16 protein-coding genes and 1 tRNA gene are annotated in these 25404 nt (G+C 38.1%); 12 read left to right on the forward strand and 5 right to left on the reverse strand.

The features are described 5' to 3' along the window. Positions 1–449: 449 nt before the first annotated feature. The 5 genes from HMPREF1140_RS00730 (at position 450) to tuf (ending at position 11585) form a co-directional block, all read left to right on the forward strand. Entirely contained in the window at positions 450–6896 is a 6447-nt protein-coding gene (locus HMPREF1140_RS00730; RefSeq protein WP_009661985.1) for a MucBP domain-containing protein, read from the forward strand. Positions 6897–7116: 220 nt separating this feature from the next. Continuing rightward, positions 7117–7536 (forward strand): 30S ribosomal protein S12, encoded by a 420-nt coding sequence (rpsL, locus tag HMPREF1140_RS00735; RefSeq protein ID WP_007594901.1) that lies wholly within the window; start codon positions 7117–7119, stop codon positions 7534–7536. A 140-nt stretch (positions 7537–7676) separates the two neighbouring features. Further along, entirely contained in the window at positions 7677–8147 is a 471-nt protein-coding gene (gene rpsG, locus HMPREF1140_RS00740; RefSeq protein WP_007594900.1) for a 30S ribosomal protein S7, read from the forward strand. A gap of 14 nt (positions 8148–8161) precedes the next feature. After that, positions 8162–10279, forward strand: coding sequence for an elongation factor G (fusA, locus tag HMPREF1140_RS00745; RefSeq protein ID WP_009661984.1), 2118 nt, complete (start codon positions 8162–8164; stop codon positions 10277–10279). Positions 10280–10385: 106 nt separating this feature from the next. Further along, positions 10386–11585: an elongation factor Tu gene (tuf, locus tag HMPREF1140_RS00750; RefSeq protein WP_009662023.1), complete on the forward strand. Its 1200-nt coding sequence runs from the start codon at positions 10386–10388 to the stop codon at positions 11583–11585. A 112-nt stretch (positions 11586–11697) separates the two neighbouring features. Here tuf and HMPREF1140_RS00755 read toward each other — a convergent pair whose 3' ends face one another. From HMPREF1140_RS00755 to HMPREF1140_RS00770, 4 genes are all read right to left on the reverse strand, one after another. Continuing rightward, positions 11698–12561, reverse strand: coding sequence for a DUF3881 family protein (locus tag HMPREF1140_RS00755; RefSeq protein WP_009662004.1), 864 nt, complete (start codon positions 12559–12561; stop codon positions 11698–11700). Continuing rightward, a complete protein-coding gene (locus HMPREF1140_RS00760; RefSeq protein ID WP_009662028.1) occupies positions 12561–13097 on the reverse strand; it encodes an acyl-CoA thioesterase in 537 nt (178 codons plus the stop codon). Before HMPREF1140_RS00760 ends, HMPREF1140_RS00755 begins: the two co-directional genes overlap by 1 nt. A 75-nt stretch (positions 13098–13172) precedes the next feature. After that, positions 13173–14474 (reverse strand): DUF1576 domain-containing protein, encoded by a 1302-nt coding sequence (locus HMPREF1140_RS00765; RefSeq protein ID WP_009662036.1) that lies wholly within the window; start codon positions 14472–14474, stop codon positions 13173–13175. A gap of 174 nt (positions 14475–14648) precedes the next feature. After that, a tRNA-Leu gene (locus tag HMPREF1140_RS00770) sits at positions 14649–14728 on the reverse strand. Positions 14729–14931: 203 nt separating this feature from the next. Between HMPREF1140_RS00770 and HMPREF1140_RS00775 the strand changes: the two genes are divergently transcribed. Further along, complete coding sequence (locus HMPREF1140_RS00775) at positions 14932–15522, forward strand: uracil-DNA glycosylase family protein (protein WP_009662003.1); 591 nt, start codon at positions 14932–14934, stop codon at positions 15520–15522. A 147-nt stretch (positions 15523–15669) separates the two neighbouring features. Here HMPREF1140_RS00775 and HMPREF1140_RS00780 read toward each other — a convergent pair whose 3' ends face one another. Then, entirely contained in the window at positions 15670–16014 is a 345-nt protein-coding gene (locus HMPREF1140_RS00780) for a choline-binding protein A (protein ID WP_007594869.1), read from the reverse strand. 317 nt (positions 16015–16331) lie between these two features. Between HMPREF1140_RS00780 and HMPREF1140_RS00785 the strand changes: the two genes are divergently transcribed. From HMPREF1140_RS00785 to HMPREF1140_RS00810, 6 genes are all read left to right on the forward strand, one after another. Beyond that, on the forward strand, positions 16332–18266 hold the full coding sequence (locus tag HMPREF1140_RS00785; RefSeq protein WP_009662012.1) for a thiamine pyrophosphate-binding protein: 1935 nt from the start codon (positions 16332–16334) through the stop codon (positions 18264–18266). Between the two features lie 3 nt (positions 18267–18269). Then, the gene (locus HMPREF1140_RS00790; RefSeq protein ID WP_009662029.1) at positions 18270–19220 is read left to right on the forward strand and encodes an NAD-dependent epimerase/dehydratase family protein; all 951 of its coding nucleotides are present in this window, start codon (positions 18270–18272) and stop codon (positions 19218–19220) included. A 21-nt stretch (positions 19221–19241) separates the two neighbouring features. Then, entirely contained in the window at positions 19242–20366 is a 1125-nt protein-coding gene (locus HMPREF1140_RS00795; protein WP_009661990.1) for a class I SAM-dependent methyltransferase, read from the forward strand. A gap of 25 nt (positions 20367–20391) precedes the next feature. After that, the gene (locus HMPREF1140_RS00800; protein WP_009661998.1) at positions 20392–21327 is read left to right on the forward strand and encodes an AEC family transporter; all 936 of its coding nucleotides are present in this window, start codon (positions 20392–20394) and stop codon (positions 21325–21327) included. Positions 21328–21357: 30 nt separating this feature from the next. After that, entirely contained in the window at positions 21358–21738 is a 381-nt protein-coding gene (locus tag HMPREF1140_RS00805; protein WP_009662000.1) for a DUF1304 domain-containing protein, read from the forward strand. Between the two features lie 433 nt (positions 21739–22171). Continuing rightward, positions 22172–25404, forward strand: a 3233-nt coding sequence (locus tag HMPREF1140_RS00810) for a hypothetical protein (RefSeq protein ID WP_009662011.1), incomplete at its 3' end; no start/stop codon positions are given.

A 25404-nucleotide genomic window follows, 5' to 3' on the forward strand; every position in this document is an offset into this window, starting at 1 on the left:
AGAAAAGAAATGTCAACCTAAAATACAATAAAGTTAACAATCTAAACAAAACCTATTTAATAAAATGATTAATATTGAAAAAATGTTAGGTACACCAAAATAAAGATGAATATTGATTTGATAAAAACTTTCAGTATTCTATAAATATAAGAATAGAAAATCATCATAAAAAAGATTATATGATTATTTGTAAAAACTTCGGATAAAAAATATTTGAGGTTTTTTATATAAATAATGCGATTTGCCAAAATTTATGAATGGGAAAGAAAAGCATAGAATTCATTTCTTTAAAATGTTATGCTATATAAGTAAAGAAGTGTTTTAAAGGGTTACATATTATATAAAATTTTGTGGAAATGTGGCTCTTTATTTAATGCAAAAGACTCGGTATTTAGACTTGGTGATCGAAAAATATGGAGTGATAAGAGAAAAAATTATGGAGGTGTATTTTGTTTAGAATTAGTAAAAGAGTAAATATTCTATTGTTTACACTGGTAACAATTCTGTTTTTGATGTCGAAATTCTTCGCCATTGAAGCACTGGCAACCGGTGGTGGAACTTCAGCCACTACGAATATATCGTATGTGGAGGGAACTCAGACCACTTCTCTTCCGGGAAAGCCGGAATCATATTATTTGAATGTAACCGTGTCAAGTGACACTTATACGGAACCGTATTCAATAATTACTTTAAAAAGAAGTGAGTTCAATCAGCCAAGCGTTGCGGATGTCTCAGGCTCTCCTACTATAAAGAATGTGTCTGTGACATGGGATGCTACATATTGGAAGATAAAGGTGACATATAATATACTTGCACCGGGGCCGATGGTATCTAACCCTTTCAGAGCAACCATGATAAATGGTAAGTTTGCAAAGGGCGAGACCGCCACTATAGAGACCAGACTTTATACAAAGGATGGTGTAGAACTTGCAAATGATACAAAGCAAGTTACTGCAGAAACCTATGTTATGGGTATAAACAGTCCGGATAATGGTACAATCAATGGATGGAGCAGGGGTGGTACAGATGCCAATGTAGCAGTATCAGATGATGAGACGGATGCAAGCCATACACATATAAAGAACGGATTTACAGATACATGGTATTCATATGCACAAAACGGTACAAAGCATATACATGATACAGAGATAAACGGTAATAACTATGGTGTGGATAGAAGAAAGAAAAGAACTGTTTTGACTTTGCCATCAAGCATAGTATGGGATCCAAGTCTACCTGATAATGCAAACTGGACCTATGATCCGGTAAATCATACCATTACACAGGATGTAACTATGAATGTAGGTGCATTAAGCTATTTATTAAAGTTTACTGCAAAGCATAACGGTACACAGAGTGTAAACGGAACAAATTATACCACGGTTAATATACCGCAGACTACATATCTTATAAATGATAACGGTACTGTGGATATGAGTACAGAGAGAAAGTCATTTGTTTATAAAACTTACAGGTATGTACCTAAGCTTTATATTTATAAGAGAAATATATTCCCTGAGACAACAGAGAACGGTCAGACAAAGGCAGTTGTTACAGGTGATAGATATGTACATTTAGGTGATAATGGCGGTAAGGATAAGTGGATAATCAATGTGGCACAGTACTGGGGTACTACGCCGGTAACAGGTTCTACAACAAAGTTTAAGTCTATAAAAGATGTACCAAATGAAAAAGTAGAGTTTACAGGCTATGGTATCAGAGTTTGGGAAGACAGATTTGATGCGGCAAATTTGGCAAAGCTAAATCATAATAAACTTATAGGAATAAATGATGACGGTAGTGAAGAAGTAATTGCTACAAATATAAACTATACTCCTGTAACAGATACAAATGAATTTTTTGCATGGAATACAGAGCATAGTATGACAGCCAAGTATTATAAAGCTATAAGACTTGACTTTGATGATGAAATAACCATATCAGGTTATGCTGAAAATGCTATCGGACTTTTCGTAGAGTCCAAGCTTACAGCACCTGTTGTTACAACTATAGAAAACAAGTTGGCAATAGGACAGAATTATACTGTGTACAATAGGGCATATGCTTTATCAAATACAGGTTCTGTAATAAGAGAAAATCTTATCAGAAGACATTATAAGAATGATACGGCACAGTTGAGATTGGATAAGCATTCTCAAAACATTCAGGGAAATCCGTCAGTTACAAACGCACAACTGGGAGATACCATACGTTATCATGTGGTACCTACATATTATTCATCTCTTGGGACAGAGAGAACCGTACAAAACGGTAAACTTATATTCCTGGTAGATCCTGAGTTGGAGTTTGAAAGTGCATTGCACCATCCATATCAGGCTCAATATAGATTTACCCTAAATACCACACCACAGAGAGTGGATAATTATAAGGGTACCGGAAAAACTGCCTATGTGTTTGATTTGGATAATTTTACTTATCCAAAAGGTGAGGCTTGGGGAGTGGATAGATTATATATAGATTTTAAACCTACCACAAGTCTTGAAGAGGGTGAGCATACTGTAGAAGCATTCCTTAGTTGGGATAATAACTCAACCGATGCAAGCGGATATGCTCCAAATACAGTATATTCCAGTGCAACTGTAGATTTCCTTGATAAGTATGATGCAAATAATAACGGAAGCACTACTGACAGACTTTCATACCAGAGCTTTAAGTTTAACTTTATACCACCAAGGGCAGTTATCTTAACAAAGAGGCAGAAGCTTACTACAGAAACAAACTATAGTGCAGCTATCAATGCAGAGAGCGGAGATATAGTAGAGTACAAATTATCAGCATGGAATAACTCCATAGATAATGCGAGACAGCTTAATGTAATGGATATATTCCCATATGAAAACGATAAGGAAATAGTAAAGGATGAGCATGGAAACTATATAGCCAGAGGCTCAAAGATGTATCCTATATTGCAAGGGCCTGTGACTGCTCCTGCCGGATATACAGTTTACTATTCTACTGATGAACCTGCAGGAACTATTGAAGCGAATGTTGCAGCCAACTGGGTGCAGGCAGGAGATATCACAGACTGGTCAAGTGTTACTATGTTTAAGGCTGTGATGAATAATTCTTATCAGTTGATTCCGGGAAGTACAGATGTATTCACTTATAGAGTGAAGATACCTGAGACCAAGGAGCTGGAAGCAGGTTCAAGTGCAAACAACTCAGTAGCATCATGGTATGGAAACAATCTAAACGGTGCGTCTGAGTCACTTATCTCAAAGGTTACTATAAATAAATACATCATAGCCGGTAAGGCATACTATGATGTAGATGAGAACGGAAGCTTCAATACGGGAGATATTGTAGCGGCAAACAGACCTGTAAGACTTGTAAAGGTAGACGGCGGTGTTGAGACTGTTATAGATACAATACTTACAGACAATGACGGAAACTATACATTTAAAGATAAGATAAGTACAGAGGGTGATTATAAGGTATATATCGAGACTTTAGCAGGAGATATTATCAGACCTTTAAATGCAAGTACGGCAACAACGATAGGAAATGACTTTACAAATACAGTAAGTCTTCCGTCAAAGATGAAGGAAAATCAGGTTCCTGTACCGAATGTAAACTGGGTAGAACTTGAAGTTCCTCTTACAAGAACAAATACAAGTAAAATAAAGAATCTGGGACTTAAGTCTGTATATACAAATCTTGTTGTAAAGCATATAAAGAGGGAGGACAATACCGAACTTTCACCGACAGTAACAACAAGACAGCCAAACGGCACACCATATACAACAGCCCCTGTAACAGATAACTTCTATGAGGCGGAGACTCCACTTCCGACAAATGCAACCGGAGAGTATGGACTTACAGATACCACAGTAACTTACTACTATGTAAGAAAGGCTGCGGGAGATGTGACAGTGCATCACTATGAGGAGAACTCTACGACAGAGCTTGCAACAACAGTGGTACAGCCCGGAGCAAATAAGCTTGGTTTAGCATACACTACAAGTGAAGAGACCATAAATAATTATGAGTTGGTAGCCCAGCCGGCAAATAAGAACGGAACCTTCACAGCAGCAGCTCAGACAGTGGATTACTACTATAGAAGAAAGAATGCAGGAAATATAACAGTTAAGTACTTAGAAGTAGGTAGCAATGCCCAGCTACATGCGGATAAGATACTGGACGGAACAAAGAAGCTTGGACTCCCATATTCAGAGAGTGCAGAAACTATAGCAAACTTTGACCTTGATACTACAAATCTTCCGACAAATGATAACGGAGTATATACTACAGCACCGATAACCATAACTTATTACTATAAGAGAAAGGATGCGGGAAATGTAGTAGCAAAGTATTTAGAGGATACAACAAATACGGTACTTGCAAGTGATGAGACCCAAAACGGAGCAGGAAAGCTTGGACTCCCATATACTACAGTAGCAAAAACAGTAGCAAACTATGAGTTGACAGCAAATCCTGCAAATGCAACAGGAACATTTACTACAACAGAGCAGACAGTAACCTATGTATATAGAAGAAAGAATGCTGCAAATGTAATAGTAAAGCATCTTGAGCAGGGAACTAATGCAGTACTTTATCCTAATGAGGTGTTGGACGGAACAGGAAAGCTTGGACTTCCATATACAACCTTAGCAAGGACAGCAGCCCAGTTGCCAAACTATGAATTGGTAGCGGGAGTTCCTGCATCGGTAACGGGAAGCTATATAGAGCAGGCAACACCTGTAGAGATAATATATCTTTATAAGAGACAGGATGCAGGTGATGTAACGGCAACCTATGTAGATGATATAACCGGAGGTGTACTACATGCCCCTGTAGTACAGTCAGGAACAAATAAGCTTGGATTAGCATATGACACAGATCAAAAGAGCTTTGCAAACTATAATTTAATAGCAGTACCTACAAACAAGAGTGGAACCTTTACTACAACACCGGTATTGGTAGAGTACAAATATAAGCGTGGAGATGCTGCAAATGTAAGAGTAAAGCATATAAATGCAATAACAGGAGCAAGCCTTGCACCTGATGAAGTATTAAGCGGAACAGGAAGACTTGGACTTGCATATACAACATCAGCAAAGACAGCTGCAGATTTGCCAAACTATGAGCTTGTAGGCGGTATACCTGCAAATGCAACAGGAACATACAGTTCAGGAGCGGAAATAGTAGTAACCTATCGTTATCAGAGAGAGAATGCAGGAAATGTAATAGCAACATATACTGACGAAGCTGACGGAAGCGCACTTACCGCGCCGGTAGGACAAAGTGGAGACGGAATGCTCGGACTCCCATATGATACGGAGGTAAAGAGCTTTGCAGACTATGACTTGGTAGCTCTACCTGCAAACAAGTCAGGCACCTTCTCAAATACAAATGTAACGGTATCATATGTATACAGAAGAAGAGATGCCGGAGATGTAACTGTAAATCATATAGAGGTTGGAACAGGTGATGTATTATATGCCTCTACAATACTTAACGGTACAAGAAAGCTTGGCTTACCATACAGTACAAACAGTGAAAACATAAATCTATACGATCTTATAACGGTACCTGCAAATGCAACAGGAGTGTTTAGTGTAGGAGCCCAAACAGTAAACTACGAGTATGCAAGAAAGAATGCGGGAGATGTAATAGTCCATCATATATCAAAGTATGACGGAAGTGATCTGATAGGAAATGAAGTACTTGACGGAAGCAGAAAGCTTGGCCTTGCATACAGCACAAGCATGGCTACAATACCTGACTATGAGATATTTAGCCTACCTGCAAATGCAAACGGAGTATATACAACTTCAACTCAGAATGTAACTTATGTATATAAGAGAAAGGATGGAGGTGAAGTAAAAGCTGTATATGTAGATGAGGCGGGAGTAGAGCTTGCAAATGCTGAGAGTATATCAGGAGTGGAAAACGTAGGCCTGCCATATACAACAACAGCAAAGACAATAGCTCACTATGACCTTATAAGTATGCCTGCAAATGCAAGCGGAGTAATAACATCAAGTCCACAGACAGTAACCTATACATATAGAAGAAAGAACGGAGGAAACGTTAAAGTATTCTACGTGGATGAGGAAAGCGGAGAAGACTTGGTGGCACCAAAGGTAATAGATGGAGCCGGAAAGCTGGGCCTTAGCTATACAACAGATGCAGAAACAATAGAAAACCTTGATCTAATAAGTATGCCTGCAAATGCAAACGGAGTATTTGTAGAAGATGAGCAGACAGTAGTGTATGTATATAGAAGAAAGAATGCAGGAAATGTAACAATTCATTATGTAGATCCTGCAGGAAGAAGCTTAAGCGCGGATGATGTATTAAACGGAAGCAGAAAGCTTGGCTTACCATACAGTACAAGCGCAATAGAGATAAACGGCTATCACTTCTTAAGATCGGAAGGAGATACGGACGGAATCTTTAGAGTAAATGATCAGGAAGTAACCTATGTATACTTAAAAGATCCAAGTGTAATCATAATACCAAACCCTCTGATACCTGCAACCCCAAGCAATGTAACAATACCGGGGGACAGAAACAATGATTACATCATAAGACCGAACAGAGCGACACCGTCAACAGCAACAAGATCAAATGCAGGAAGAGGCGGAAGCGGAAGTTCCGGAGGAAGCTCAAATGCAAATATAAGAGCTGAAAGAGTGGTACAGCTTATAGATTCAGGAATAAAGAAAGAGAATCCTGAAGTTAAACCTATAGAAACTCCAAATGCACAGCCTGCAACTGTAGACAGACAGGTTGTTGCAAAAGGAAGTGCGGTAGGAAGAGAGAAGCTGCCTGTACCGAAGACAGAAGACAGAAATAATATATATATTTATCTGTTGATGCTTACATTATCTTTGACGGCATTTGCAAGAGTAAAAAATAAGGAAGACTAAATCTTTTAAATAAGTCCCGGCTGAAAGGTCGGGACTTATTGTTACATTGTAAGAAAATAGTCAGATTTATCACCGGTAAATACAATTGACAATACAGATTTATTTTAGTAGAATTAAATACTGTGTAAGTAGGCGATGATATTTGCACATACAGTGAATAGGCGATGATGTTCACTAAAACAAAAATGTAAAGCAACCAATAAAAAAGGAGGAAAAAGGAATGCCAACATTTAACCAGTTAGTTAGAAAAGGCAGACAGACTTCAGTAAAAAAGTCTACAGCTCCTGCTCTTCAGAAGGGATTCAACTCACTTCACAAGAAGTCAACCGATATCTCTTCACCACAGAAAAGAGGAGTTTGTACAGCTGTTAAGACTGCAACACCTAAGAAGCCTAACTCAGCGCTTCGTAAGATTGCCAGAGTTCGTCTTTCTAACGGAATCGAAGTAACAAGCTATATCCCGGGAGAGGGACATAACCTTCAGGAGCATAGCGTTGTGCTTATCCGTGGAGGTAGAGTAAAGGACTTGCCTGGTACAAGATACCATATTATTCGTGGTACTTTAGATACTGCAGGTGTCGCTAACAGAAAACAGGCCCGTTCAAAGTACGGTGCCAAGAGACCAAAAGATAAGAAATAAGAAAAAAGCTAGTCTTTAAAAAGAAAGCAAAGCTTTCAAATTAGATAGTGCCGATTTTTTGTTGGTTGCAAAAAATATAGGCACGAGGACGCAAAAAGCGAGTACCTGAGATCTAATTAAATATTAAGGAGGGAAGAAACGTGCCACGTAAAGGACATACACTAAAAAGAGATGTATTAGCAGATCCTTTATACAATAACAAGGTAGTTACAAAGCTTGTAAATACTATCATGTTAGACGGTAAAAAGGGTGTTGCACAGAAGATTGTGTACGGAGCATTTGATAAGGTTTCCGATAAGACAGGAAAGGATCCTGTAGAGGTTTTCGAGGAAGCTATGAACAATATCATGCCTGTACTTGAGGTAAAAGCGAGAAGAATCGGTGGAGCTACATATCAGGTTCCTATCGAGGTAAGACCTGAGAGAAGACAAGCTCTTGCTCTTAGATGGCTTACATTCTTTTCAAGAAAAAGAGGCGAGAAGACACAGATTGATCGTCTTGCAAATGAGATAATGGATGCAGCAAACAACACAGGTGCTGCAGTGAAGAGAAAAGAAGATATGCATAAGATGGCAGAGGCTAATAAGGCATTTGCTCATTATAGATTCTAATAGGAGGAAACCAATTGGCTGGAAGAGAATATCCTTTAGAGAGAACCAGAAATATTGGTATCATGGCTCATATAGATGCCGGTAAAACCACACTTACTGAGCGTATCCTATATTATACTGGTGTAAATTATAAGATTGGTGATACCCATGAGGGTACCGCTACAATGGACTGGATGGAGCAGGAAGCAGAGAGAGGTATTACAATTACTTCAGCTGCTACAACTTGCCACTGGACATTACAGGAATTTAACAAAGTAAAGCCGGGTGAGAAGGAAAATCGTATAAACATTATCGATACTCCGGGACACGTTGACTTTACAGTAGAGGTAGAGAGATCACTTCGTGTACTTGACGGTGCGGTAGGTGTATTCTCTGCAAAAGAAGGTGTAGAGCCACAGTCTGAAAATGTATGGAGACAGGCGGATACATATCATGTACCTAGAATGGCATTCATCAATAAGATGGACGTTATGGGTGCTGATTATTATGCAGCTGTAGAGCAGATTCATACAAGACTTGGTAAAAACACAATCATGCTTCAGATTCCTATCGGAAAAGAAGATGATTTCAAGGGAATTGTAGATCTTTTCGAAATGAAAGCTTATATTTACAATGACGACAAGGGTGATGACATATCTATCGTTGATATACCGGATGAGGTAAAAGACGAAGCTGAGTTATACCATGGGGAACTTGTTGAAAAGATTTGTGAGCTTGATGACGAACTTACTATGATGTACCTTGAGGGTGAGGAGCCTTCAGTAGAACAGCTTAAGGCTGCACTTAGAAAGGGAACTTGTGAGAACAGGGCAATCCCTGTATGTTGCGGTACAGCTTATCGTAACAAAGGTATTCAGAAGCTTATTGATGCTATAGTTGAATTCATGCCTGCACCGACAGATATCCCTGCAATCAAGGGTGTTGACCTTGACGGTAATGAAATTGAGAGACATTCATCAGATGATGAGCCTTTCTCAGCTTTGGCATTTAAGATTATGACAGATCCTTTCGTAGGAAAGTTGGCATATTTCAGAGTTTACTCAGGAACACTTAACGGTGGTTCATATGTACTCAACGCTACAAAGGGTAAGAAGGAGAGAGTCGGTCGTATCCTTCAGATGCATGCAAACAAGAGAACAGAAATTGACAAGGTTTACTCAGGAGATATCGCAGCTGCTGTAGGATTTAAGCTTACAACAACAGGTGATACAATCTGTGACGAACAGCATCCTGTAATCCTTGAGTCAATGGAATTCCCTGAGCCGGTTATCGATATCGCTATCGAGCCTAAGACAAAGGCAGGTCAGGCAAAGATGATCGATGCACTTGCTAAGCTTGCTGAGGAAGATCCTACATTCAGAGTTAAGACAGATACTGAAACAGGACAGACCATTATATCAGGTATGGGTGAGCTTCACCTTGAGATTATCGTAGACAGACTTCTTAGAGAGTTTAATGTAGAAGCAAATGTAGGTGCACCACAGGTTGCTTATAAGGAAACATTTACTAAGGCTGTTGACGTTGATTCCAAGTATGCAAGACAGTCAGGTGGACGTGGTCAGTACGGTCACTGTAAAGTTAAGTTTGAACCGATGGATCCGAACGGAGAAGAGACATTCAAGTTCGAATCAACCGTTGTCGGTGGTGCTATTCCTAAGGAATATATACCTGCAGTCGGCGAAGGTATCGAGGAGGCTACAAAGTCAGGTATCCTTGGAGGATTCCCGGTACTCGGTGTACATGCAAATGTATATGACGGTTCATACCATGAAGTCGATTCATCAGAAATGGCATTCCATATAGCAGGTTCTATGGCATTTAAGGATGCTATGAGCAAGGCGGGTGCTGTACTTCTTGAGCCTATCATGAAGGTCGAAGTAACAATGCCTGAGGAGTACATGGGTGATGTTATCGGTGATATCAACTCAAGAAGAGGTCGTATAGAGGGTATGGAGGATATCCCAAGCGGTAAGCAGGTAAACGCATTTGTTCCGCTTTCAGAGATGTTCGGATACTCAACAGATCTTCGTTCAAGAACTCAGGGTCGTGGAAACTACTCTATGTTCTTTGAAAAATATGAGCAGGTTCCAAAGTCTGTTCAAGAAAAAGTTCTTAATGATAAGAAATCTTAAAAACCCGGGTTGAGAAAGTTTATTAACTTGCTAAATCTTGGCTAATACTATATAATATAACAAAATTTACTATTAATTTTAGGTTTAATTCAAGGAGGAATTAACAATGGCAAAGTCAAAATTTGATAGAACAAAGCCTCATGCTAACATTGGTACAATCGGACACGTAGATCACGGTAAAACAACTCTTACAGCTGCTATCTCAAAGGTTCTTGCAACAAGATTACCTTCAGATACAAACAAGATCGTTGATTTCGATAAGATCGACAAGGCTCCAGAGGAGAAAGAGAGAGGTATCACAATTTCAACATCTCATATCGAGTATGAGACAGAGAAGAGACATTATGCACACGTTGACTGTCCTGGACACGCTGACTATGTAAAGAACATGATCACAGGTGCTGCACAGATGGACGGAGCTATCCTTGTAGTTGCTGCTACAGACGGTGTTATGGCTCAGACAAGAGAGCATATCCTTCTTTCAAGACAGGTAGGTGTTCCATATATCGTTGTATTCATGAACAAGTGTGATATGGTTGACGATGAGGAGCTTCTTGAACTCGTAGAGATGGAGATCAGAGATCTTCTTAACGAGTATGAGTTCCCTGGTGATGATACACCAATCGTTCAGGGTTCAGCTCTTAAGGCTCTTGAGGATCCAAACGGTGAGTGGGGTGATAAGATCATGACACTTATGGATGCTGTTGACAGCTACATTCCTGATCCTGAGAGAGAGACAGATAAGCCATTCCTTATGCCTGTTGAGGACGTATTTACAATTACAGGTCGTGGTACAGTTGCTACAGGTAGAGTAGAGAGAGGTACACTTAACCTTAACGATACAGTAGAGATTCTTGGTATCCATGAGGATAAGAAGTCAACTGTTGTTACAGGTATCGAGATGTTCAGAAAGCTTCTTGATCAGGCTCAGGCCGGAGATAACATCGGTGCACTTCTTAGAGGTGTTCAGAGAACAGAAATCGAAAGAGGTCAGGTTCTTGCAAAGCCGGGTTCAGTAACTTGCCATAAGAAGTTTACAGCTCAGGTTTACGTTCTTACAAAGGACGAGGGTGGACGTCATACACCTTTCTTCAATAACTATCGTCCACAGTTCTACTTCAGAACAACAGATATTACAGGTGTTTGTAACCTTCCTGCAGGTACAGAAATGTGCATGCCTGGTGACAACGTAGAGATGACTATCGAGCTTATCCATCCTGTTGCTTGTGAGCAGGGTCTTAGATTCGCTATCCGTGAGGGTGGTAGAACAGTAGGTTCAGGTAGAGTTGCATCTATCATCGAGTAATTTAAAATAGAACAAAGGGTATTATATCGGTTATACAGTGATGTATCAGAGATGGTACTAGGTAATCTATAATACCTGCGTATAAAAAAGGGACTCCCTCGGGAGTCCTTTTTTAAATATTTATTTTTCCATGCAGCCATACATTACCTTTAAAACGTCGTCCTATTCGGGCTTCGCCCTGTAAATCATCCTTTTTTATAGCTACCGTAAATATAATATCACCGGATTCTATTTTAAGAAGCAAAACGCTTTCTCCTGTAATGGAATTTTCTTCCTGACTTATATCCAAAATATTGCCTATAACACTGTACATATCGGTTTCCATACCGAAAGGCATAAAGAGAGTATCCACTATACTGTATAGGTCTTCATTTTGTATTCTTGTGTTTAAAGTGGTGTATGTGATTAAATCATCTGTGGATAAGGTATCTATAGCAGCTTCATCTCCCAGCTTTGCTGCTTCTATAAGCATATTTCTGTTCATAAGTTTCTGCTTTGAGATTTCCATCTGTGCCAAGGTCTTTTTTATCGGTAATAATATTTTTCCGTCTGCGCAGAATCCGTAAAGAACGGTTGACTTTATTCTTGTACTTATATTGTCAAGATAGTCAAAGCTGTTTGAAAGTCTGAATATTAAAGACATACCAAGTCTGTTATCATCAATCATACCTGAATAAACAGTACTGTCTATATGTCTTTCAATGCTGCATTTGGCAGTGGAACTGACAGCAGTATCTTTGATATATGGAAAATAACCTTCTCTGACAAAGATACCGAGATTCTCGAGATAACCGAATATACAAAGTCCTATCGATGGGGAGAGGTCTTTTCTTATCTCCCAAAGCCTTTCTTTTTCAGTAGTGACTACAATCTTTGCAGATGCTATATTTTCTCTCTGAATCTTATCAAGCAGTTCACTGACTTCCGTCTTCTTTTTATACATTGAGAAACCGATGCTTCTTATATAATTTTGCATTATATTCCCTCTTTTCTACGGGATTTTCTTATTTCGTTTCTTTTTTCACCTGCAAACCATTCACGCTTTTCTATATCGGTTTCAGGTATAAGTCTAGGTACTCTTGAAGGTTTTTCATCTTTTAATGCTACATATACCAGATATGCCGTATTTACAAGAGATCTGTGACCGGTGGCAAGGTCCTCAACATAACTGTTTACTCTGACTTCCATGGTGCTGTTGCCTACATGAGTTACATTGGAAATAAGAATGGCAATATCGCCAAGGTGCAAGGGTTTGGCAAAATGTATATTGTCAATGGCAACAGTGGAAACCGGCATATTGCAATGTCTCTTTGCGGCAAGAGCGCCTGTAAGGTCTATCCATGAGAGCAGATCACCTCCAAAGAGTCTACCTGCCGCATTTAAATATCTCGGGCTGACTTGATAGGCCTGCTCACATGCTGATTCTTTTACAGTTTTTGTAGTATCACCGGGTTTTATACCGTCATTCCATGGTGAAAGATTTTGAATCATATCATCAGTTATATTTTCCATATTTACTCCTGTCTAAAATTTATAGGCTTTTAATTTATAATAATTTTATTATAAACTAAAGCCTATACTTAATAACTACGATTTATTTAATTTTTTTTCTTTATCATTTTTCCTTTTTTCAATAATTGACTCTATGACCGGAACCATGAAAATAGCTACGATACCGCCTGCAAAGCCGTTATTGTAAAGATTTAATCCCTTATAAACAATACCTACATTTAAAGCTACTGAGGAATGTATAAAACCTGCTATAAGCCCTGCTATAATACCGAACTCTCCTGCAATAGGCGCCAGAGTGGTGGAAAGAAGGAGGGTAAGTGTAGGTGCCGGATCATTGATATACCATTGTTTTAAGAATGCCGAGAAGCACACACCCACCATTACAGGTAGGATATTTCTCATATGCTTACCTGCAGGAGAAAATCCCACAATTGTAAATATAGATCCGATAGTAGGTCCGTTTAAATCACCTTTTGTAAACAAGACAAATAAAGTAGCGATTATTCCGTTTGCAGCCATATTAAAGATATATACGGCATCTGAATATTCGTGTTTATAAGTTCCATGTACTCCGGTTTCCTTTAAAAGATTAAAGTATGAAGGCATTAACTTTTTACCGTCAAGTATTATTGCAAGTATAATCATATATGAGAACAGTACAAACAATGCAACGGCAAAAAGCGGAGTATGTGATTCATCCCAGATAAGTCTTGTTTCAATATCCACACCGAAAGAGCGGAATATGGATACAAGCACTGTGGCTATAATACCGGATGAAAATCCTACATTGTAAAGTGAATATCCCTTATGAGAGGACTTTACATGAATAGATATAGGAAGCAATACATATCCTATAATAAGTCCGGTAATACTTGCAATAATGATTTCAATTACAGGATTACTATGCAAGGTCTGCATTACCAAAGTAATTGCCGGTGAAAGGCTGGTTCCATATAAGCCGTAATAGATATATTTCTTAAGTGAATATCCATGTAGTCTGGCATAAATAAAGAAGCCGAAGAGTATAAGCCATATATTTACCACGTTCTTGCCAAAGAGTGAGAAACCGAAAATAAGGTAGGAACTCACTACAATATGCCTGTCAAAATCGACCTTAAAATGGTGTAAAAGGAAAAGTAAAATAAGTGTAAGCGATCCCGCATTAAAAAATGCCGCACCTATTCCGCCTACCACAATATAATCTGTAATTAAAAGGTCGGGTTGTATGATTATTTGCCATAGCCCCGGTAAGATTTCATCTATCGGGGAAAAAATCAATGCAAAAATCATAAAATAAATAGGTACAGTAGAGATGAGCAGAAATCTCTGATTATAGGTTAATGTTTTATTGGCCCTATAATGATCCAAAAACGCCATAAGAAACTCCCGTTTCAGGATTGCGATTAGGTGTTTTGTATGCAATCCGGTATCTTTTTTTATTATAATTATAATTAATACAGGATAGTTTAGTCAAATGATTTAGCGAGTATAAAGAAAAATATAAGAAATTCAGAATATTAAAAAAAGCTGCTACATAAGTAACAGCTTTACTGCGGGTGACAGGACTTGAACCTGCACGGTCGCCCACAAGAACCTAAATCTTGCGTGTCTGCCAATTCCACCACACCCGCATACTTGAAAAATTATACTTTAAAACAAAATTGATGTCAATAATAATGTAGAATATCAATCTGTATTTTTTTTTGAATTACGGATTTATTTTCAGTTTGAAAATCTATATTTTATAGCATATCATATATGAAGATGTGTACGGGAGTATATGCGCTGCAAGACAAATATTGATAATGATTTTTAAAAGTGGATAAGGAGACTTATGTTTTCAGGAAATGTTCAAAAGATATTTGATGAGATAATGTCGGACAAGGAAAATGAAAAGTTTACAAAAGCCGGAATAGAGCCGCTGTTCTCGGCACCGGAGAATGCCAGAGTAATGATTGTAGGTCAGGCTCCCGGAATCAAAGCACAGGAGGCAGGTAAATATTGGTTTGATAAAAGCGGTGACAGGCTAAGAGAATGGATGGGGGTAGATGAAAAGACTTTTTATGAATCTGATATCTTCGCCATTGTACCGATGGACTTTTATTATCCGGGAAAAGGTAAAAGCGGAGATTTACCTCCAAGAAAAGATTTTGCAGCCAAGTGGCATCCAAAAATATTAAAAGAATTATCTAAAGTAGAGCTGATTATTCTAATAGGACAATATGCTCAGAAATACTATTTGGGCGATAAAGAAAAGTCCAATCTGACAGAGACCGTAAAAGCATATAATGAATACTTACCGAAGTATTTGCCTATAGTACATCCTTCACCAAGGAATATGATATGGTTGAAGAAAAATCCGTGGTTTGAAGAAGATGTTATACCGATTCTAAAAAATAAAATCAAAGAATATCTGAAGCAATAAATTCAAATAAAGCATTTCAAATTTAATAATATTTTTAGTCAAGAAAAAATGTAGTGGATATTGCAAAGCTTTAATTACACAAAAGGATTAAAGGCCAATAAAACCACTAAGAGGCATTGAATAAATCAATGCCTCTTTATCTTTATCCTACTGTATTTTGGTCATTTTACCGGTGGAGTCCACATAGTAATTGTCGATCCACTGATCCACAGCTAATGTTCCATTGTCATTTAAGTAATACCAAGAGCCTGAAGACTTAATCCAACCTGTCTTCATGATGCCGTTCTTATCTAAAAAATAAGTCTGATCATTGTAACTGATAAAGCCTGTAGCGGGTTTACCTGAACCATCAACAACTTTCCACTCACTGCCTGTCTGACTCCATTTAAAGGAGTTAGCGTCTGTAATTTTCATGGCAGCATAGCCGGGTACAGCAACAGTCATGGAAATAGTGGCAGTAAGCAATAGCATAGATATAGTTTTCTTAAACATAACTGACCTCATTTTCCATCAATATATTCAAACTACATTTTTGTAGCTTGTTCTATCATTATAGCAATATTTTTTCGATTGAAAAGGGAATAAATATAATGGTAAGAAACTGTAAGAAAAAAGAAAGAGATTTCAGGAGAATTTCCATTTGTGAATTGAAAAGAACGGATAAAATTTGTAATAAAATCAAAAGGCTTTGTGAAAAGCTATAATACTTATAAATCTTATGGTATAATCGTATTGATATTTTATAAATATTTTGGTCGTGATTTTGACTTGATATAAAATTTAAGTACTTAGAATTCAGGGAGAATACTATGAAAATCAAATTGAGCAATTATATTGCTAAAAGACTTGTAGAACTTGGAATAAGCCATGGCTTTAGTGTGACAGGCGGAGGAGCAATGCATCTGAATGACGGACTGGGACATCAGGAGGGGCTTACCATTACATATAATCACCACGAACAGGCCTGTGCAATGGCAGCTGAGGCATATGCAAGAATAAATAACCAAATGGCGGTGCTATGTGTTACCACAGGTCCGGGGGGAACAAATGCAATAACAGGCGTGCTTGGTGCATGGCTTGATTCGATACCGATGTTTGTTATTTCAGGACAGGTAAGATATGATTGGACTGCCAGATACTCACGAACAGGTATCAGGGCTATGGGAGATCAGGAGTTTGATATTTGTAAATCAATAGAGTGTATGAGTAAGTACAGTGAAATGATAACGGAACCTATGAGAATCAGGTATCTGGTTGAAAAATGTGCCTATCTTGCAACACATGGCAGACCGGGACCGGTTTGGCTTGATATACCGCTTGATGTACAGGGAAGTTTTATAGAAGAAGATGAACTGATCGGTTTTGATATCGGAAATTATGAGTCAGGTGGTGACGGTTGGGCAAAGACCTCACCATATAAGGTTGATGTTGATGACAGAACAAAGTTAGACCTTAGTAATGAGCCGAAACCTTTATCAAGGGATTTGCTTATAGAAATTATTGACAGGATAAGAAAAGCCAAGAGACCTGTATTTAATGCAGGAAACGGTATCAGAATAGGAAATGCACATAAAGAGTTTATGGAGTTGGCAGAACTTTTAAATATTCCGGTTGTTGTAGGATGGAACTCGGAGGACTGTATAGAAGTAGACCATCCTCTATACGCCGGAAGACCGGGAAATTTCGGCGACAGACCCGGAAACTTTACTGTACAAAACTCGGACCTTTTACTGTCTGTAGGCTCAAGACTCAGTCTCAGGCAGGTGGGATTTAACTACCAAGGATGGGCAAGGGAGGCCTTTACCATAGTAAATGATATTGATAAAGAAGAGTTGAAGAAGCCTACTCTACATATTGATATACCTGTTCATGCAGACTGTAAGGTATTTATGCGACAGCTTGTAGATGTATTAAAAGAGCAAAAGACGCCTGTATTTGAAGGCGGTGAAGGTCTTAAAGGGATGAGCTGGAATGAAACTGTGAAGTACTGGTTAAAGAAATATCCGGTGTGCAGGAAAGAATTCCTTGAAACAGATGACAGTAAAAAGGCGAATGTATATGCCTTTATAAAAGAGATAGGTGACAGGGCAAAAGAAAATCAGATTACAGTGGTAGGAAACGGATCTGCCTGTGTGGTTGGCGGACATTCATACATTATAAAAAAAGGCCAAAGATTTATATCAAACTCTGCAGTGGCATCTATGGGATATGATTTGCCGGCCGCAATAGGAGCATATATGGCAAATCTTGACGGAAAGAGATTTGATAAAGAGCTGATACTTATTACAGGTGACGGAAGTATACAGATGAATTTGCAGGAGTTACAGACAATAGTGCATCATAATGCGGATATAAAAATATTCCTAATAAATAATGAAGGATATCACAGTATCAGACAGACACAAACAAAATTCTTCGGTGATAAGCCTTTGGTGGGAATAGGACCTGACAGTGGAGACCTCTCATTCCCAAGTATGGAAAAAATAGCAAATGCTTACGGTATAAATTATATCAGTGCAAAGACAAATTCGGAAATTGGGGATGCAGTTAAAAATACGTTTAAAGTCGAGGGACCTGTAATCTGTGAGGCCTTTGTAACTACGGATCAAAACTTTGAACCTAAGTCATCAGGTAAGCAATTGCCGGATGGTAGAATGGTGAGCCCACCACTTGAAGATTTGGTGCCTTTCCTTTCAGATGAAGAAATGGAAGAGAATATGATAATACCAAGGATGCCGGAGTAAACTATGAGAGTACTTATTACAGGAGCGGCTTCGTTTTTGGGGAGACATTTGGTGGAATACTTCCTTTCAAAAGATGAAGAAGTGCTTGCTTTAATCAGAGAAAACGCAAGGGGCAAAGATGAGCTTTTAAAGTATGAAGTAAACAACAAATTCAAGCTTATAATTCTTGATATGAAGGATATAGAAAAACTGGATACAGATTTTGATATATGCATACATCTGGCGTGGGGAGGAATAGGCAAGGTAGGAAGAATGGATAAAGCCGTTCAGTCAGAAAATATAGATTTCGCAAAAAGACTTATAAAGGTATGTAAGGAGAAGAATGCTAAAAGAATGCTCTTTGCGGGATCTCAGGCAGAATACGGACAGACTCTGGAAGATATACAAAAAGTATACGGTAAGGATTTTGATATCAAACAAATACCTTTACAGGATGAAAACTCATCCGGTTCACCAAAATCGGAGTATGGCAAGGCAAAGCTTTTATTAAAGACGGAACTTAAAAAACTTGGAGATAATTTAGGAATAGAATATGCACATATGCGTATTTTCTCAGTGTTTGGAAAAGGAGATCATGAGACCTCTTTAATATCTTCCTGTATCAATAATTTTAGAGAAAATATAGATGTACATACGGGGGAATGTTTACAGTCTTGGAATTATATATATATCAAGGATCTTTGTAATGCCATATATCTGCTTTCAACGAGGAATTTAAAAGGGAATTATGTGTTTAATATAGCAGGTGAAGATAATAAGCGGCTTATGGACTATGTAAAGGATATGAAAAGGATATTGAAAAGCAACAGCAATATAATAGTTGAAAAAAGAGAGGCTGCAAGTGAGGGCACACCTTTTTTAAATCCGAGTATCAGCGTATTAAAGGAAATCGGTTTTAAAGAAGCTTACGGCTTTGAAGGCGGTATCAAGGATATGTGCGATATCAAAGATTAAAAGCTATAGAGGAGAATATTTTTGAAAAAATGTATCAGTTGTAAAGGTTCATTACATGAACTTATGAAAATAGAAAATATGCCGGCAAGTGCACAGGATATTCCGACAAAGGAAGAACTTGATAAAGACAGCGGTATAGAAGTATCGCTATGTGTCTGTGAGGACTGCGGTCTTGTGCAGTTAAAAAACGATGCGGTTTATTACTATAGAGATGTTATAAGAGCCGGTGGCTATTCCACCACAATGGAAGCTCTAAGAAAAAGCCAGTATAAACATTTTATAGAGTTTGCATCATTGGAGGGAAAGAAGATAATAGAGGTAGGCTGTGGCAGAGGAGAATTCCTTGGAATGCTCTTAGACTTTCCGGTGGAAGGGTACGGCACCGAACATAAAAAAGATCTTGTAGAGATTGCAAAAAAAGCAGGGCTCAGAGTGGATGAGGATTTCCCGGAGAGTGAAGATCATATATTCAAGAACGGACCTTTTGATGCTTTTATGTCTTTTAACTTCCTTGAGCATCAGCCACATCCGAGAACATATTTAAAAGCAATATACAATAATCTAGGTGATGAAGGCTATGGACTGATTACGGTGCCAAGCTTTGAATATATCATGGAGCAAAACAGCTTTTATGAGATAATTCCGGATCACATAGCCTATTACAGCTTTGAGAGTCTTACACATCTTTTAAATATATGCGGATTTGAAGTACTTGAAAAAGAAACGGTAAACAGAGACACCATATCAATGATTGTAAAGAAAAGAAAACTTCCGGATATTTGCGGTATCATTTCAAAGAAAACCGATATTGCAACGGAGGTAGTGGAAACTGTAAAAAAATATGCAAAAGCGGGCAAAATAGCGATCTGGGGAGCGTCACATCAGGGATTTACCCTCTGTGCAACCACAGGTATTGCAGATTATGTAGACTGTATAATAGATTCCGCACCTTTTAAGCAGGGAAAATATGCACCGGCATCACATATTCCGATTATTTCACCGGATGAGGCAAGGAAGAGAAAACTTGAGGCTATAATAATAGTTGCACCGGGATATACAAATGAAATTGCAAATATTATAAAGACAACTTTTGAAAACGGAATAGATATATATACTTTGATGACTGACAGGTTGAGCAGAATTTAACAGTAAAACGATAGAAGGAGTTTTAATGAAAGCTGTTGAAGTATTATTTCCGGTTTTCTTTATGATGTTTTTGGGATTTTTATCCCGAAAGTATTCGTGGATAAAGCCGGAACAAAATGAAGGAGCCAAGAAAATAGTATTTAATATATTGTTTCCATTACTGGTATATCATGTACTTGCAGAATCAAAGATTTCAGAAAGCTTTGTACCACAGATAATATTTGTGGATGCGTTATGGATAATAATATATATAGTAGGAAAGCTTATTGTGGGTAAAGGGGGAAAATATGCAAAGATTTCGCCATTCCTCTTACTTACCTGTGAAGGTGGAAATGTAGCATTGCCTCTATACCTAAGCATGGTGGCAAAGTCGAATGCGGTAAATATATTAACCTTTGATGTGGCAGGTATTTTAATAAACTTCGGATTGCTTCCTATACTTGTTACGAGGGAGCTTTCAGAAAAAGCTGATATAAGGGTATTATTAAAGAGAATAATCTTAAGTCCGTTTATGCTGGCGGTTATATTCGGAATAGTCTCCAATATGACAGGTGTTCAAGGCCATTTGATGAACAGCGAACTTGGAAGTGTTTATACATCTACAATAGATATGGTGATTACACCGATTACCGGAATAATCCTCTTTACATTGGGTTATGAGCTGAAGATGGAAAAATCTCTACTGCTTCCGCTTTTGAAGCTGGGTATAATAAGGATATGCGGATGTGTAGTTATAATTATAGGATTTTTTATTTTCTTCCCGACATATATGGCGGATAATATATTTAAAGCCGGAGTATTATTATACTTTATGTGTCCGACAGGATTTCCTGTGCCGCTACAGATAAAGCCGCTTGTAAAAAGTGAAGACGAAGAGAACTTTATATCTGCATTTATATCATTGTTTATGATAACAGCTTTAGTGGCGTACAGTGTTATTACATTAATATATATAAAATAAAAAACTCAAAAATATTATATAGGAGGATTTATGTTAAAAGCGGCAAAGGTTTTAGCTGTATTGGCGGCAATTGAATGTTTTGGAATAATGGTTTTGGAAATGTTTTTCTGGCAGCAGTCCGGAACGAAAATCGATCCGAATATGACTGCGGATTTTGTTTCTCAGACAGCAACCATGGCTGCAAATCAGGGCCTGTATAACGGTTTTTTGGGTTTGGGTATTATCTTCGGTATGATAAGGAAAAATAAAGAAATGATACTTTTGTCACTTTTTTGTATTATAGCGGCTGCAGCATATGGAGCTTACAGTGTGGACTTTGCTATAATATTTAAGCAGGGAATTATACCGGCAGCGGCATTTATATTTAACCTTATAGCTAAGGAAAAACGCGATACATTGCACTTTAGATAGGATAAAAACATAGAATAATATCAGAGTCGGGATAAGAAAATCCCGGCTTTTTTCAGCTTTAAAACCGTTTAAAATCTTTAAATTTCACATTTAAAATGTGTTATTGTTTTTTTAAAAAACTGTATAAATTTATTAATGATTTTTTATAAAACATATGCTATGATAATCGAGCACTGTTGATAAATGGATGTTTTAAGAAGATATAGAAGAGCTTTAATGATATGGAAAACATGATAAACCTAAGTGTTTTCAAAGCCCTTTGAAAAAGTCTTAAGCGACATTTTGATTGTAGAGTAAGGGGAGGTAGTTATGAAATGTACACATAAATGGTAAAGTATTGAACAGGATATGAATAGCGGAGCCATCAAAAAGAAGGCTCAACAATTTTACAGTTTTAATATTTTTACTAAATTACAATTATATAGGAGGAATAATGAATAATTTCAGAAAGCGACTGTTGGCCGCTCTTTTGTCATTTGTGATGGTATTTCTGTCAATGAGTGAATTATTTACAGCTTATGCGGGTCCGCCCGGCATAGTAAATGATCCGGATATTATGGCGGAGGTTACATACGACAGAAATGTTGTCAACAGCAGAGGAAACAGTGATTTCTACGTAGGAGAAGAGGTTTCGTTTTATGCAAATATTACGATATCATCTATTACAAGAAGTATCCCGGGAGCATATGGAGTGCTTTATATTCCAAAGAAAGTATTCCCGTACATAAATTCAAGTAATATTTCTACATGGATAAACAGACCGGCAAGCAACTTTTTGAGCATTGACAGCTCAGACAGTGAGTTTCACAAGGTTAAACTAAAGTTTATAACACTTGGAGGCGGTACTACACAGACAGTACCTTTTAAGGGAACAATAAAAGATCGTTCATTGGCAAATGATGAGACCTATGTTATCCCTTATCAGGTGTATGATGCAAATGATACTTTGCTTGAGAGTACCAACAATACCTTTTCTGCAAAGACATATCCGGTAGGATATACGGATGAAAACAACAATATCAGAAGAGATTACTACTATGCAGAGGGTACAAGCAGTTTACAAAACAGTACAACTCTGGCAAACGATTTGGCTACATTTATTCAGTTTAATACCAGAAGAACCGACTGGCCGGCAGCAGGTACATACCATGGTACGGAGACAAAGATTGTAGGTGGTGACAGAAGAAAGACAAGAGTTACTGTACAGCTTCCTGCAAATGAAAACTTTGATACTACAGATACCAGAAACAGCAGTTGGACATATAATGCAGCAAACCATACTATAAGTAAGGATGTAGAGTTTCAAAGTAACTTAAACTATACCAATGACGGTTTCAATATCAGATATAATAATCAGACTGTAGGTACACAGGCGTCTCCTGTGACAGTGGAATTTCCTATTACTTGGCAGTATGTAAATGATGACGGTTCATTGGATACGGCTTCTCTTGAGAAGTCAAAGAGCTCTGTAAGATACTGGTCCTTCCCTAGAGTTCCGGCAGATGATAGAGGTATCTCTGCATATAAAAATATCAGTCCGTGGAGATTTACTTTTACAGACAGAGATAAGACAGAGCATGTTTATAACATGGGCTTTAACTGGAACTGGTATGTAGGTAATCCTGAAGAGTATCCTACTATGGGAGCATATCATACAAGAGTAAGTTCTGTAGTCGATACACCGGTTACAGATATGGAACTTGTGGGATATCAGATAAGAACTCTTAATCCTACAGGTAAAGTTGTAGATGCCTCAGGAACTATACAGACTATACCGGCACTTGATAATACACAGCTTGCAGCTCTTTCAAACAACAAGCTTATAGGTATAAAGGATGACGGTAGTGAGGAAGTAATTGCTACAAATATTCAAATCACAAGTACTGCAGATGAGGTCAGACTTCCGACTCCTAAATTCTATAAGAAGATAGAGCTTAGGTTTACAAATCCTATAGAGATTCAGGCTCCTACAGGAAGAGTTGTGGATATAAGATATAGATTCCGCTTTGAAGAAAATGCATATAATACTGCAAAAGCAGAGTTGGCGGCAAAGCCAAACAGTGCAAGCAGTTACATTCAGACAAGAAATGGTGTAACAGTAACCGGAGATAACGGCGCCGGAAGAACATGGACAGCCAGCGGAACTGACTATGCTACCTGGACAAAGGCTTTTGCGGCAGAGTATGAGCATGATACACAGAATCAGAATCTTGGAACAAAGTATTTGAACGAAGAGTTCAATATGACCGACAATGTAAGATTCCAATACTTTTTACCACCGGGTGGTAGAAAAATTAAAAATCCTAAGTTCTTCGTACTTGCAGATCCTGCACTTGAGTTTAAGGGCATATATACCAGTACAGGCTATACTCCTGAACTTACACCTGATGTTATGAGTAACTACAGAGTTGAGTATAACTTCAAGAATACAGGAAAGACAGCTTATATATGGGATCTTCCGGATATAAATATTCCTGAGGGAAATGACAGATATAATAATGTATATTTCAATACCAAATTTAAGACTACAAGAAATATGGCAGGCGGTCAGAATACTATCGACACATATTTGTCATGGGATAATAATGAAGAAGCTACTTCTAATGAAGTACTCGGTAAGTACGAAGATGTACTTGACCTTGATAATGACGGAAACACAACAGAGAAGTTCAGTAGCAAAAAGGCTACATATCTTTACTCACCTCCGTTAGAGTTGATCCTTACAAAGAGATCAAAGAGAGCGGATTCAAGTGTTGCTCAATATTCATCGCTTACAACACCTGACAGTGAGCAGATAGTAGACTATAAGCTCAACATTTTTAATAACTCTATAACAGGAGTTAGCGGATTTACATTCTTTGATATCCTGCCACATGTGGGTGATAAGGCAATAGCACCGGATCAGCAGGGTAATTATGCTAACAGAGGTTCAACATACAGACTTGGACTTACAGGTCCTCTTGACCCTAATCCGAACTATACATATGAATACAGTACAACCCCTGTTACAGAAGGAAATATAGCTGCCAACTATGCAGGCGCTACATGGTCTTCATCAGTTTCAGACTGGTCAGCGGTTACTATGTTCAGAATAAAAATGAAGCCGGGATATACACTGGCAAGCGGTTCATCGGATGATATTACATTCAGAGCAAAGATGCCTGATACCACTCCTCTTGATGCTACAAACAAAGCGGTAAATACCTTTGCGGGATTTTCCGGAGACAGCTATACAGGTGCATTTGAGGCACTCAGCAATGTCGTAGTACCAAAGAAATATAAGATCAGCGGTAAGATCTACTATGATGTTCCACCGGCAGGCGGAAGCGGAAACGGTACATATCTTACAACTGATGATGACGTACCTGCAGCAGGCAGAACGGTAAGTCTTTATGATGCAAGCGGTAATCCGGTACTTGATGAATCAGGTAATCCGATGACTACCACAGCCAATGCAAACGGAGACTACGCATTTGACAACATTTCAAGAGCAGGAACATACAAAGTAGTGATAACACCGGGAGTAGGAGATACAATAAGTACAAACCGTGTTACATCTACATCACTAATAATAGGAAATGACTTTGCTGACGGAACTCAGGGAAGCAATCCTGTATTTGAAACAAGCGTAACACTTACACCAAGTGATGATAAGAAAACAGCAAA

This window comes from Lachnoanaerobaculum sp. ICM7, from assembly GCF_000287675.1.
Lineage (GTDB): Bacteria > Bacillota > Clostridia > Lachnospirales > Lachnospiraceae > Lachnoanaerobaculum.

Bases quoted from the DNA above. Each gene is read 5' to 3' on its own strand.
- rpsL (WP_007594901.1), top strand. From the start codon at position 7,117: ATGCCAACATTTAACCAGTTAGTTAGAAAAGGCAGACAGACTTCAGTA.
- tuf (WP_009662023.1), top strand. From the start codon at position 10,386: ATGGCAAAGTCAAAATTTGATAGAACAAAGCCTCATGCTAACATTGGT.
- HMPREF1140_RS00755 (WP_009662004.1), bottom strand. From the start codon at position 12,561: ATGCAAAATTATATAAGAAGCATCGGTTTCTCAATGTATAAAAAGAAG.
- HMPREF1140_RS00760 (WP_009662028.1), bottom strand. From the start codon at position 13,097: ATGGAAAATATAACTGATGATATGATTCAAAATCTTTCACCATGGAAT.
- HMPREF1140_RS00765 (WP_009662036.1), bottom strand. From the start codon at position 14,474: ATGGCGTTTTTGGATCATTATAGGGCCAATAAAACATTAACCTATAAT.
- HMPREF1140_RS00775 (WP_009662003.1), top strand. From the start codon at position 14,932: ATGTTTTCAGGAAATGTTCAAAAGATATTTGATGAGATAATGTCGGAC.
- HMPREF1140_RS00780 (WP_007594869.1), bottom strand. From the start codon at position 16,014: ATGTTTAAGAAAACTATATCTATGCTATTGCTTACTGCCACTATTTCC.
- HMPREF1140_RS00785 (WP_009662012.1), top strand. From the start codon at position 16,332: ATGAAAATCAAATTGAGCAATTATATTGCTAAAAGACTTGTAGAACTT.
- HMPREF1140_RS00790 (WP_009662029.1), top strand. From the start codon at position 18,270: ATGAGAGTACTTATTACAGGAGCGGCTTCGTTTTTGGGGAGACATTTG.
- HMPREF1140_RS00800 (WP_009661998.1), top strand. From the start codon at position 20,392: ATGAAAGCTGTTGAAGTATTATTTCCGGTTTTCTTTATGATGTTTTTG.
- HMPREF1140_RS00805 (WP_009662000.1), top strand. From the start codon at position 21,358: ATGTTAAAAGCGGCAAAGGTTTTAGCTGTATTGGCGGCAATTGAATGT.